This is a genomic window from Streptomyces sp. OfavH-34-F (assembly GCF_022347745.1).
Classification (GTDB): Bacteria; Actinomycetota; Actinomycetes; order Streptomycetales; family Streptomycetaceae; genus Streptomyces.
The window spans coordinates 1-11023 of record NZ_JAKRGC010000215.1 but is presented as its reverse complement, the minus strand read 5'-3'; the positions used below and the strand labels follow the sequence as shown (position 1 = coordinate 11023).

At 71.2% G+C, this 11023-nt stretch carries 11 protein-coding genes and 1 pseudogene; 11 read left to right on the top strand and 1 reads right to left on the bottom strand.

Translation table 11 applies throughout. The features are described 5' to 3' along the window. From MHW47_RS25110 to MHW47_RS25060, 11 genes and pseudogenes are all read left to right on the top strand, one after another. Nucleotides 1-508 (top strand): response regulator (locus tag MHW47_RS25110; RefSeq protein ID WP_239226043.1); only part of this gene is annotated, 508 nt, incomplete at its 5' end. A 245-nt stretch (nt 509-753) separates the two neighbouring features. Next, nucleotides 754-1431: a two-component system response regulator gene (locus MHW47_RS25105; protein ID WP_239226042.1), complete on the top strand. Its 678-nt coding sequence runs from the start codon at nt 754-756 to the stop codon at nt 1429-1431. A gap of 139 nt (nt 1432-1570) precedes the next feature. Beyond that, the gene (locus tag MHW47_RS25100) at nt 1571-4345 is read left to right on the top strand and encodes a DNA translocase FtsK (RefSeq protein WP_239226041.1); all 2775 of its coding nucleotides are present in this window, start codon (nt 1571-1573) and stop codon (nt 4343-4345) included. 198 nt (nt 4346-4543) lie between these two features. Then, nucleotides 4544-5344: a helix-turn-helix domain-containing protein gene (locus tag MHW47_RS25095; protein ID WP_239226040.1), complete on the top strand. Its 801-nt coding sequence runs from the start codon at nt 4544-4546 to the stop codon at nt 5342-5344. 134 nt (nt 5345-5478) lie between these two features. Further along, nucleotides 5479-6960 carry a 30S ribosomal protein S12 methylthiotransferase RimO gene (rimO, locus tag MHW47_RS25090; RefSeq protein ID WP_239226039.1) on the top strand — a complete coding sequence of 494 codons (1482 nt, stop codon included), beginning with the start codon at nt 5479-5481 and terminating at the stop codon, nt 6958-6960. After that, nucleotides 6957-7598: pseudogene (gene pgsA, locus MHW47_RS25085) on the top strand (CDP-diacylglycerol--glycerol-3-phosphate 3-phosphatidyltransferase); the annotation flags it as partial. The gene rimO and the pseudogene pgsA, both read left to right, overlap by 4 nt. 8 nt (nt 7599-7606) lie before the next feature. Then, the gene (locus tag MHW47_RS25080; RefSeq protein ID WP_239226037.1) at nt 7607-8116 is read left to right on the top strand and encodes a CinA family protein; all 510 of its coding nucleotides are present in this window, start codon (nt 7607-7609) and stop codon (nt 8114-8116) included. Nucleotides 8117-8225: 109 nt separating this feature from the next. Continuing rightward, on the top strand, nt 8226-8609 hold the full coding sequence (locus MHW47_RS25075; RefSeq protein WP_018105285.1) for a helix-turn-helix domain-containing protein: 384 nt from the start codon (nt 8226-8228) through the stop codon (nt 8607-8609). 264 nt (nt 8610-8873) lie between these two features. Further along, complete coding sequence (locus MHW47_RS25070; RefSeq protein ID WP_239226036.1) at nt 8874-9344, top strand: Dps family protein; 471 nt, start codon at nt 8874-8876, stop codon at nt 9342-9344. Nucleotides 9345-9411: 67 nt separating this feature from the next. Further along, nucleotides 9412-9600: a CsbD family protein gene (locus MHW47_RS25065; protein WP_239226035.1), complete on the top strand. Its 189-nt coding sequence runs from the start codon at nt 9412-9414 to the stop codon at nt 9598-9600. A 182-nt stretch (nt 9601-9782) separates the two neighbouring features. Next, nucleotides 9783-10049: a hypothetical protein gene (locus MHW47_RS25060; RefSeq protein ID WP_239226034.1), complete on the top strand. Its 267-nt coding sequence runs from the start codon at nt 9783-9785 to the stop codon at nt 10047-10049. A gap of 68 nt (nt 10050-10117) precedes the next feature. Here the strand turns inward: MHW47_RS25060 and MHW47_RS25055 are convergent, their stop codons facing one another. Then, on the bottom strand, nt 10118-10948 hold the full coding sequence (locus MHW47_RS25055) for a DNA-formamidopyrimidine glycosylase family protein (RefSeq protein ID WP_239226033.1): 831 nt from the start codon (nt 10946-10948) through the stop codon (nt 10118-10120). Between the last annotated feature and the right edge of the window lie 75 nt (nt 10949-11023).

Sequence of the window (11023 nt, the reverse complement as noted above, 5' to 3'; positions counted from 1 at the left end):
CCGGCAGCAGCCCGCGCTGCCGCCGCACGCGGCGTCCGTGTCCGCCCCGCAGCCGGCTGCCGGGGCGGCCCCGCAGGAGTCGTGGGCGGCGAGCGGCCAGGACGAGCCGGAGCCGCGCAGGACGTTCCGCTTCAACGGCGAGAAGGTCCTGATCGTCGACGACGACGTCCGCAACGTCTTCGCGCTCACCTCCGTGCTGGAGCAGCACGGACTGGCCGTCCTCTACGCGGAGAACGGGCGCGAGGGCATCGAAGTCCTGGAGCAGCACGACGATGTGACGGTGGTGCTGATGGACATCATGATGCCGGAGATGGACGGTTACGCGACGACGTCGGCGATCCGCAGGATGCCGCAGTTCGCCGAGCTGCCGATCGTGGCGCTGACGGCCAAGGCGATGAAGGGCGACCGGGAGAAGGCGCTCGACGCCGGGGCGTCGGACTACGTCACCAAGCCGGTCGATCCCGATCACCTTCTTTCAGTCATGGAGCAGTGGATGAGCGGAGAGTGAGCGCTCATTGAGCGAATTCAGCAAGATTTGTTGCCTGCTGGTGTCCGAAGGAGTGTGGGAACGCGGATTACGGGGAACCTTCCAGGCTCCCGCCGCGTTTTCGGTACGTGCACAGTGACATCGCGGTGACAGGGTGTGGTGACCGCCGGGGTGCGGTTACCATGACCGGCACAAGGACGGACGGCGCAAGAGAGCCGTCCCGCGGGGCGGCGCCCGGTGCGATTCCGGGGCGAGGAGGACGGGCCATGGTGCAGAAGGCCAAGATCCTCCTGGTCGATGACCGGCCGGAGAATCTGCTGGCGCTGGAGGCCATCCTCTCTGCGCTCGATCAGACCCTGGTACGGGCATCGTCAGGGGAGGAGGCGCTCAAAGCGCTGCTCACGGACGACTTCGCGGTCATCCTGCTGGACGTCCAGATGCCGGGGATGGACGGTTTCGAGACCGCCGCCCACATCAAGCGGCGGGAGCGCACCCGGGACATCCCGATCATCTTCCTCACCGCGATCAACCACGGCCCGCACCACACCTTCCGGGGGTACGCGGCGGGCGCGGTGGACTACATCTCCAAGCCGTTCGACCCGTGGGTGCTGCGCGCCAAGGTCTCGGTCTTCGTCGAGCTGTACATGAAGAACTGCAAGCTGCGCGAGCAGGCGGCGCTGCTGCGGCTCCAGCTCGAAGGCGGCGGGGAGGCGAACGCCCCGCGGGAGCGGGAGCCCGCCGGTCTGCTGGCCGAGCTCTCCGCGCGGCTCGCCGCCGTCGAGGAGCAGGCGGAGGCGCTGTCCAAGCAGCTCGACGACGAGTCCGCGGACGCCGGAGCGGTGGCGACCGCCGCCCATCTGGAGCGGAAGCTGACCGGACTGCGCCGCGCGCTCGACGCGCTGGAGCCGGGCACCGGCGGGGCGTCGGCGACCGTGCCCTCGTAACGGCGGCGCCTGCCTCGTAACGGCGGCCGGGCACGGCCGCGTTGAGGCGACGTCAGTTAGCGGCCCCCGCAGGGCGACACGGACGGGTGAACCCGTCCGCACTCGTGTGCAGGGACGTCTCACCGGTAACCTCGGCCCCATGGCCTCACGTACGTCCGGCAAGGGTTCCCAGGGCACCGCGGGCACCGCGAAGCGCGCCGGCGGCGGCCCCGGTCCGGCGAAAAAAGCCGCACCCGCCAAGAAGACCGCGGCCAAGAAGGCCGCCCCCGCCAAGAAGGCGCCCGCGAAGAAGGCACCGGCCAGGAAGGCCGCCCCGCCCCCGCCCGCGCCCTCACCGACGAACGCGGTCTACCGGCTGGCGCGCGCCGTCTGGCTGGGCGCGGCGCACGCCGTGGGCGCGGTGTTCCGCGGCATAGGGCGCGGCGCCAAGGGGCTCGACCCCGCCCACCGCAAGGACGGCGTCGCCCTGCTGCTGCTCGGCCTCGCGCTGATCGTCGCCGCGGGCACCTGGTCGAATCTGCGCGGACCCGTGGGCGACCTCGTGGAGATGCTGGTCACCGGCGCGTTCGGCCGGCTCGACCTGCTCGTGCCGATACTGCTGGGCGTCATCGCCGTGCGGCTCATCCTCTATCCGCAGCGGCCCGAGGCCAACGGACGCATCGTCATCGGCCTGTCCGCCCTGGTCGTCGGAGTGCTCGGCCAGGTTCACATCGCCTGCGGCTCACCCGGCCGCGGCGAGGGCACCCAGGCCATGCAGGACGCGGGCGGCCTCATCGGCTGGGCCGCGTCCAAGCCGCTGATCTTCGCCATGGGCGAGGTGCTGGCCGTCCCGCTGCTCCTGCTGCTCACCGTGTTCGGGCTGCTGGTCGTCACGGCCACCCCGGTGAACGCCATCCCCCAGCGGCTGCGGCTCCTCTGCGTCAAGCTCGGCATCCTCGAACCGGCGTACGACCCCGAGGCGGGGGAGGCCGCCGACGACGAGCGGTACGAGGAGCAGTGGCGCGAGGCCCTGCCCGCCCGCTCCCGCCGCCCCCGGACCGCCGCCCCCGGCGAGTACGACCCGGAGCTCGCGGAGGCCGAGGCGCTGACCAAGCGCCGCAAGCCCCGCAGGCCCTCGGCGCAGCCCGCGATGAACCGCACGATGGACGCGGTGGACATCGCGGCCGCCGCTGCCGCCGCCCTCGACGGGGCCGTGCTCAACGGCATGCCGCCCTCACCGGTCGTCGCCGACCTCACCCAGGGCGTCTCGGTGGAGCGCGAACGGACGGGCAGCACGCCGGTGCCGGGTGCCAGGGAGGCGGAGGGCGCCGCGAAGCCCGCCGGACGCACGGCGAGCCCCGCACCGGCCGGTGGCGTACCGGACCTGACCAAGCCGGCCCCCGAGCCCTCCGAGTCGCAGCCGCTGCCCGCCCGCGCCGAGCAGCTCCAGCTCTCCGGCGACATCACGTACGCGCTGCCCTCGCTCGATCTGCTGGAGCGCGGCGGCCCCGGCAAGAGCCGCAGCGCCGCCAACGACGCGATCGTGGCCGCGCTGACCAACGTCTTCACCGAGTTCAAGGTGGACGCCGCGGTCACCGGCTTCACCCGCGGCCCGACGGTCACGCGCTACGAGGTGGAGCTGGGCCCGGCCGTGAAGGTCGAGCGCATCACGGCGCTCGCGAAGAACATCGCGTACGCCGTCGCCAGCCCCGACGTACGCATCATCTCGCCTATCCCGGGGAAGTCCGCGGTCGGCATCGAGATCCCCAACTCGGACCGGGAGATGGTCAACCTCGGCGACGTGCTGCGCCTCGCCGACGCGGCGGAGGACGACCACCCCATGCTCGTCGCGCTCGGCAAGAACGTCGAGGGCGGCTACGAGATGGCCAACCTGGCGAAGATGCCGCACGTCCTGGTGGCCGGAGCGACCGGTTCCGGCAAGTCGTCCTGCATCAACTGCCTGATCACCTCGATCATGGTCCGGGCGACGCCGGAGGACGTCCGGATGGTCCTCGTCGACCCCAAGCGCGTCGAGCTGACCGCGTACGAGGGCATCCCGCACCTGATCACGCCGATCATCACCAACCCCAAGAAGGCCGCCGAGGCCCTCCAGTGGGTGGTGCGCGAGATGGACCTGCGCTACGACGACCTGGCGGCCTTCGGCTACCGGCACATCGACGACTTCAACCACGCCGTGCGCACCGGCAAGCTCAAGACGCCCGAGGGCAGCGAACGGGAACTGAGCCCCTACCCGTACCTGCTGGTCATCGTCGACGAGCTGGCCGACCTCATGATGGTCGCCCCGCGCGACGTCGAGGACTCCATCGTCCGCATCACCCAGCTGGCCCGCGCCGCGGGCATCCATCTGGTGCTCGCCACCCAGCGCCCGTCGGTGGACGTGGTCACCGGTCTGATCAAGGCCAACGTCCCCTCCCGGCTCGCGTTCGCCACCTCCTCGCTCGCCGACAGCCGCGTCATCCTGGACCAGCCCGGGGCCGAGAAGCTCATCGGCAAGGGCGACGGCCTGTTCCTGCCGATGGGCGCGAACAAGCCCGTCCGCATGCAGGGCGCCTTCGTCACCGAGGACGAGGTCGCGGCCGTCGTCCGGCACTGCAAGGACCAGATGGCGCCCGTCTTCCGCGACGACGTGGTAGTCGGCACCAAGCAGAAGAAGGAGATCGACGAGGACATCGGCGACGACCTCGACCTGCTGTGCCAGGCCGCCGAACTCGTCGTCTCCACCCAGTTCGGATCGACCTCCATGCTCCAGCGCAAGCTGCGGGTCGGCTTCGCCAAGGCCGGACGGCTGATGGACCTGATGGAGTCCCGCAACATCGTCGGGCCCAGCGAGGGCTCCAAGGCACGCGACGTCCTGGTGAAACCGGACGAGCTGGACGGAGTGCTCGCCCAGATCCGTGGGGAAACCGGTTCGTAAGAGTTTTACGGGCAACCGTTTCGTCGGGCCGCACGTCAAGTTGAAGGGAGGGACCGCACGCCCCTCCCCGGCGCGGCCCGGCGAACGGCTCTGTTCGAATCTGATGGCGTACAAAGTCCACCGCCCGGTTGCCCCACCCTTTTGCAACCCCCCTAGACTGAACACCCAGCAGGTGGCTCACGTTCGAAAGGCGCCCCCGTGTCCATCGGCAACTCTCCCGAAGACGACCGGCCTTCGATCGGTCGAGTCCTCCAGCAGGCCCGTCTCGCCGCGTCCCTCACGGTCGACGAGGTCAGCACGTCCACGCGGGTGCGCATCCCCATCGTGCACGCGATCGAGCAGGACGACTTCTCGCGCTGCGGCGGCGACGTCTACGCCCGCGGCCACATCCGCACGCTCGCCCGTGCCGTAGGCACCGATCCGGAACCGCTGATCGCGCAGTACGACGCCGAGCACGGCGGCCGTCCCGCGCCGACGCCGGCGGCGCCGCTGTTCGAGGCCGAACGCATCCGCTCCGAACCCCGCCGCCCGAACTGGACGGCGGCCATGGTCGCGGCGATCGTCGTCGTGATCGGCTTCGTCGGCTTCACCTTCTTCAAGGGCGGCGACGAACCCGCCACCGCCGGCCGCGTCGCTGAGGGGCCGACCTCCGACAAGATCGCCCCCAAGCCGTCCGCCAGCAAGCCCGCCGACCCCAAGCCGGCCCCGACCGAGAGCGCCATCGCCGCGGCACCCCAGGACAAGGTCACCGTCAAGCTCAGCGCCACCCACGGCCGCAGCTGGATCTCCGCCAAGGACCACAACGGCCGGTCCCTCTTCGACGGCACCCTGGAGCAGGGCGACTCGAAGACCTTCCAGGACAAGGAGCGCGTCGACCTCGTCCTCGGCAACGCCGGCTCGATCGAGCTGTTCGTCAACGGCAAGAAGGTCGAGGACGAGTTCCAGCCCGGACAGGTCGAGCGGCTCTCGTACACCAAGGGCGACCCCGAGGTCGGCTGACCGGCCGCCCCGCAAGCACAGCGGTACGGCGAGCGCCCGGTCACCACGCCGGGCGCTCGCCCTTTTCCTCACTCCGGGTAGCGGCGCAACCCTCAGCGGCGGGGACGGTGCCGGGACAAAGTAGTCTTGAGCCCATGCCCGAACGCCGTACCGTCGCCCTTGTCACTCTTGGCTGCGCCCGTAACGAGGTGGACTCGGAGGAGCTCGCAGGCCGCCTGGCAGCGGACGGCTGGGAGCTCGTCGAGGACGCCTCCGATGCCGATGTCGCCGTCGTCAACACCTGTGGGTTCGTCGAGGCCGCCAAGAAGGACTCCGTCGATGCCCTGCTCGAAGCCAATGATCTGAAGGACCACGGCCGCACCCAGGCCGTCGTCGCCGTCGGCTGCATGGCCGAGCGCTACGGCAAGGACCTCGCCGAGGCCCTGCCGGAGGCGGACGGCGTCCTCGGCTTCGACGACTACGCGGACATCTCCGACCGCCTCCAGACCATCCTCAGCGGCGGCATCCACGCCTCCCACACCCCCCGCGACCGGCGCAAGCTGCTGCCGATCAGCCCCGCCGAGCGGCAGGACGCCGCCGTGGCCCTGCCCGGCCACGCCCAGGAGGCCGTCCTCCCCGCCCCGGCCGACCTGCCGGAAGGCGTCGCCCCGGTCTCCGGACCGCGCGCGCCGCTGCGCCGCCGGCTGGGCACCAGCCCCGTGGCCTCGGTCAAGCTGGCCTCCGGCTGCGACCGCCGCTGCTCCTTCTGCGCCATCCCGTCCTTCCGCGGCTCCTTCATCTCCCGCCGCCCCTCGGACGTGCTGGGCGAGACCCGCTGGCTGGCCGAGCAGGGCGTGAAGGAGGTCATGCTCGTCTCGGAGAACAACACCTCCTACGGCAAGGACCTCGGTGACATCCGTCTCCTGGAGACCCTGCTGCCGGAGCTGGCGGAGGTCGACGGCATCGAGCGCATCCGGGTCAGCTACCTCCAGCCCGCCGAGATGCGGCCCGGCCTGATCGACGTCCTCACCTCGACGCCGAAGGTCGCCCCCTACTTCGACCTGTCCTTCCAGCACTCCGCGCCCGGCGTGCTGCGGGCCATGCGCCGCTTCGGCGACACGGACCGCTTCCTGGAGCTGCTGGACACCATCCGCAGCAAGGCACCGCAGGCCGGCGCCCGGTCCAACTTCATCGTCGGCTTCCCCGGCGAGACCGAGGACGACCTCGCGGAGCTGGAACGGTTCCTCACGGGAGCGCGCCTCGACGCCATCGGCGTCTTCGGCTACTCCGACGAGGAGGGCACCGAGGCCGTCGGCTACGAGAACAAGCTGGACGCCGACGTCATCGCGGAGCGCCTGGCGCACATCTCGCAGCTCGCCGAGGAACTGACCTCGCAGCGCGCCGAGGAGCGCATGGGCGAATCCCTCCAGGTGCTCGTCGAGTCCGTCGAGCCCACCGACGACGAACCGCGCGCCTACGGCCGCGCCGCGCACCAGGCGCCCGAAACGGACGGCCAGGTGCTCTTCACCACACGCGAAGGGCTCGTTCCGGGCCGTATGGTCGAGGCGAAGGTGGTGGGCACCGAAGGCGTGGACCTGATCGCCGAGTGCAGTGATCTCGTGGAGGTAGCCAGATGACCGGAGTCCCGGCGTCCGCGGCAGGCGGTTCCGGCGCGACGCCGGTCCGCGGCGGGAAGCTGGGCGCCGCTGCGGTCAATCAGGCCAGTCTGTGGAACATCGCCAACCTGCTGACGATGGCCCGGCTCGTGCTGGTCCCCGGCTTCGTGGTGCTGATGCTCCACAACGGCGGTTACGACCCGGCCTGGCGCTCCTTCGCCTGGGCCGCCTTCGCCGTCGCCATGATCACCGACCTGTTCGACGGGCACCTGGCGCGCACGTACAACCTGGTCACGGACTTCGGGAAGATCGCCGACCCGATCGCCGACAAGGCGATCATGGGCGCGGCGCTGATCTGCCTGTCCTATCTGGGCGACCTGCCCTGGTGGGTCACCGGGGTGATCCTCTTCCGCGAGCTGGGCATCACGCTGATGCGGTTCTGGGTGATCCGGCACGGAGTCATTCCGGCCAGTCGCGGCGGCAAGATGAAGACGCTGGCACAGGGAACGGCCGTGGGCATGTACGTTCTGGCCCTGACGGGTCCGCTGGCCACCCTGCGGTTCTGGGTGATGGCGGTGGCCGTCGTGCTCACGGTCGTCACCGCGCTCGACTACATCCGCCAGGCCGTCGTGCTGCGTCGTCAGGGACTGGCGGCGGAGGCCGAGCGGTGACCGAGGCGGACCGGGTGCTGCGGCTGCTCGTCGAGCGCGGGCAGACCCTCGCCGTCGCGGAGTCGCTGACCGGCGGTCTGGTCGCGGCCGAACTCACGTCCGTCCCCGGCGCCTCGCAGGCGTTCCGGGGCTCCGTCACCGCCTACGCGACCCCCCTCAAGAGTGAAGTCCTCGGGGTCGACGCGGCGCTCCTGGCGGCGCGCGGGGCGGTCGACGCCGAGGTCGCGCGCCAGATGGCGACAGGCGTACGGCGGGTTCTGGGCGCAGACTGGGGAGTGGCGACCACCGGTGTCGCCGGCCCCGAACCACAGGACGGCCAAGCCGTCGGAACGGTCTTCGTCGCGGTCAGCGGCCCACGCGGCAGCGGGAAAGTCGTCGCGTTGAGGTTGAACGGCGACCGGGCGGACATCCGTAAAGAGAGCGTACGAAGCGCGCTCGACCTGATCTCAGGCGAACTCCACGAGAATGCGAGCGCACAGGATACGGAAGAGAACGGGGGGAATTGATGTTTGCAGCCCTGAGTGAACACGACATCGCTCCCCGCACGGCCGCAGCGCTAGGCGGTACGGTGGGGCGTGAAGGATGCGGCTACGCGGTCCGAGGAGGGAGCCACCGATGATTCTGCTCCGTCGCCTGCTGGGTGACGTGCTGCGTCGGCAGCGCCAGCGCCAAGGCCGTACTCTGCGCGAAGTCTCCTCGTCCGCCCGAGTTTCGCTCGGCTATCTCTCCGAGGTGGAGCGGGGGCAGAAGGAGGCATCCTCCGAACTGCTCTCCGCCATTTGCGACGCGCTTGACGTACGGATGTCCGAGCTCATGCGTGAAGTGAGCGATGAGCTGTCCCTGGCCGAACTGGCCGAGTCGGCAGCGGCCAGCGATCCGGTACCTGTACCGGTGCGCCCCATGCTCAACTCCGTCTCCGTTACCTCGGTGGCGGGTGTACCGACGGGGCGGGTGACCATCAAGGCGCCCGCGGAAGCGGTGGACGTCGTCGCCGCCTGATCCGATCGGTTCGGTGTGAAGCCGAAGGCCCCGGTCCTGCCCCTCTGCGGCAGGGCCGGGGCCTTCGCGTGTGCTCCCGCCTGCGGAATCCGGGAAACGCGTCGGGTGTGAGCGCGCGGATGAGGGGCAGGCGGCTGGATGAGAGATCGAGGAACTCCCCGGAAGGCCAATGGGCCGCCGGCGACTTCCTCGGATGACCGTTTTGCTTCGTTTGTGCCATCGTGGGTGGTGCTGAACGGAACGGATTCCAGATCGGAGACGTGCATGTCTGTCGTGAAGAGCCCCCTGTCCGATACCGACCTCAAGACCGTCGGAGACGCGCTGCAGGGCGCCCTGGTGGATCTCCTCGACCTTTCTCTGGTGGCCAAGCAGGTCCACTGGAACGTGGTCGGGCCGCGGTTCAGGTCCGTGCACCTCCAGCTCGACGACGTGGTGGACACCGCCCGCCAGCACTCCGACACCGTCGCCGAGCGGGCCTCCGCCATCGGCGTCAACCCGGACGGCCGCGCCGCGACGATCGCCAGGAGCACGGCCATCAACTCCGTGTCCGACGGCTGGATCAAGGACGTGGACGCGGTGAAGTCGCTGGTGGACGCCCTCGGCGTGGTCATCGGACGGATGCGGGAGCGCATCGAGGCGACCGAGACCCCGGACCCGGTCACCCAGGACCTCCTGATCGCGCTGACCGCGGACCTCGAGAAGCACGCGTGGATGTTCCAGGCCGAGAGCGCCTGACCGGACACCCCGCGACCCAGACCTGGACCGGCATCACCCGGTTCACCCCAATGGAGGAATGAGCATCATGAACGAAGGCGCGAAGGACAAGGTCACCGGCAAGGCCAAGGAGGCCATGGGCAAGATGACCGGCGACCGCCGCAAGGAGGCCGAGGGGAAGGCCGACCAGGCCAAGGGCAAGACCAAGGACACCATGGGCGGCGCCCGTGAGCGTGCCGAGGGGCTCAAGGACTCCCTGGGCGACAAGAAGGACTGACCCCGGTCCCCCCGGCCCGTCGCGAGCCCCCACCCCGCGTGGTGGGGGCTCCGTGCTGACAGGGCGCGGTCTACGGGGGCTTCGTGGGGCGTGTGACCGCGCCCCGCGCGCGCCGGTGGTGCACCGGTGCGCTCTCGCCCCCGAAAGGCGGGCGCCACTAGGTTCGGCCGGAGGAGGCAGCCATGGTACGGCGATGGGTACCGGCGCTCGTTCTCTGCGGCGCGTGGTGGTGGGCCGTGCTGCGGCTGGTGCTCACCCCGGCGCACGCCGGAGTGGTCGAGGGAGCGGTGGCGGCGGGCGGATGGGGGCTGAGCCTCCTGCCGGTGCACGTCGCAACGACCGCCCGGCCGATCGGCGTCTTCGACGCCGGCACGAGCCTGCTGCGGCGCGCCACGGTCCGGGCACGACGGGCGGCACGGTCCTGGCGGCGGCGACGGGTCGCCGGCTGAGGACCGTGGGTCCGGGGCGGCCGGTCACCGAGCATGGGTGAGGCCGTCGGCCGCCCGGCGGCGCTGCGTCACGCGGGAGCCGGGCCGGACTGGCAGCGCGGGCACCAGTAGGCGGGCCGGCCGTCCTGTTCGGATTCCCGGATCGGCGTGCCGCAGCGCAGACAGGGGCGCCCGGCGCGGCCGTACACCCAGAGGGTGTCGCTGGGCCTGCGCATGCGGGAGGCCGCCTGCGCGACGGTACGGGCGCGCCCGCCGGCGGTCGTGATGCGCGTCGGGCGGTCCCGGTTGGCGTCGAGGAGCTGGTGGGCGGTGGAGACCAGCAGGGCGGCCATCGTCGCGGGCAGCTCGCCCACGGGGAGCCACGGGGTGGCGCGGGCCAGGAAGCACAGCTCCGCCTTGTAGATGTTGCCGATGCCGGCCAGGTTGCGCTGGTCCAGCAGGGCTTCGCCGAGCGGGCGGGCCGGGTAGCGGAGGAGGTTGCGCAGCGCCGCGTCGGCGTCCCAGTCCGGGCCGAGGAGATCGGGGCCGAGATGGCCGACCGCTTGTTCCTCGTCCCGCGTGCGCAGCAGCTCCAGCACCGGGAGCCGGTAGCCGACGGCGGTGTGGGCGGTGTTGCCCAGGACGGCCCGGATCTGATGGCCGGGGCCGCCGCGCCAGCGCTCGCCGGGCGCGTAGATCCGCCAGGCCCCGTCCATCCGGAGGTGGCTGTGCAGGGTGAGGCCGCCCTCGATCCGGGTCAGCAGGTGCTTGCCCCGCGCGGTGACGTCCAGGACCGTGCGGCCGGTGAGGTCGGCCGTGGCGAAGCGGGGGACGCGGAGGTCGGACGTGACGAGGACCTGACCGGCCAGCGCGCGGTGCAGCCGCCCGGCGGTCTGCAGAACGGTGTCTCCTTCGGGCATGCCTCCATGATGCGGCGGCGCGGGGGCCCGCGGGGGCCGGACGGCGCACCGCGCGGGGCGGCGGCGCGCTTCCGG

What these genes read in the sequence shown, in the direction of transcription:
- MHW47_RS25105 (WP_239226042.1), top strand. Translation starts at nt 754, where the DNA reads ATGGTGCAGAAGGCCAAGATCCTCCTGGTCGATGACCGGCCGGAGAAT.
- MHW47_RS25100 (WP_239226041.1), top strand. Translation starts at nt 1,571, where the DNA reads ATGGCCTCACGTACGTCCGGCAAGGGTTCCCAGGGCACCGCGGGCACC.
- rimO (WP_239226039.1), top strand. Translation starts at nt 5,479, where the DNA reads ATGCCCGAACGCCGTACCGTCGCCCTTGTCACTCTTGGCTGCGCCCGT.
- MHW47_RS25075 (WP_018105285.1), top strand. Translation starts at nt 8,226, where the DNA reads ATGATTCTGCTCCGTCGCCTGCTGGGTGACGTGCTGCGTCGGCAGCGC.
- MHW47_RS25070 (WP_239226036.1), top strand. Translation starts at nt 8,874, where the DNA reads ATGTCTGTCGTGAAGAGCCCCCTGTCCGATACCGACCTCAAGACCGTC.
- MHW47_RS25065 (WP_239226035.1), top strand. Translation starts at nt 9,412, where the DNA reads ATGAACGAAGGCGCGAAGGACAAGGTCACCGGCAAGGCCAAGGAGGCC.
- MHW47_RS25060 (WP_239226034.1), top strand. Translation starts at nt 9,783, where the DNA reads ATGGTACGGCGATGGGTACCGGCGCTCGTTCTCTGCGGCGCGTGGTGG.
- MHW47_RS25055 (WP_239226033.1), bottom strand. Translation starts at nt 10,948, where the DNA reads ATGCCCGAAGGAGACACCGTTCTGCAGACCGCCGGGCGGCTGCACCGC.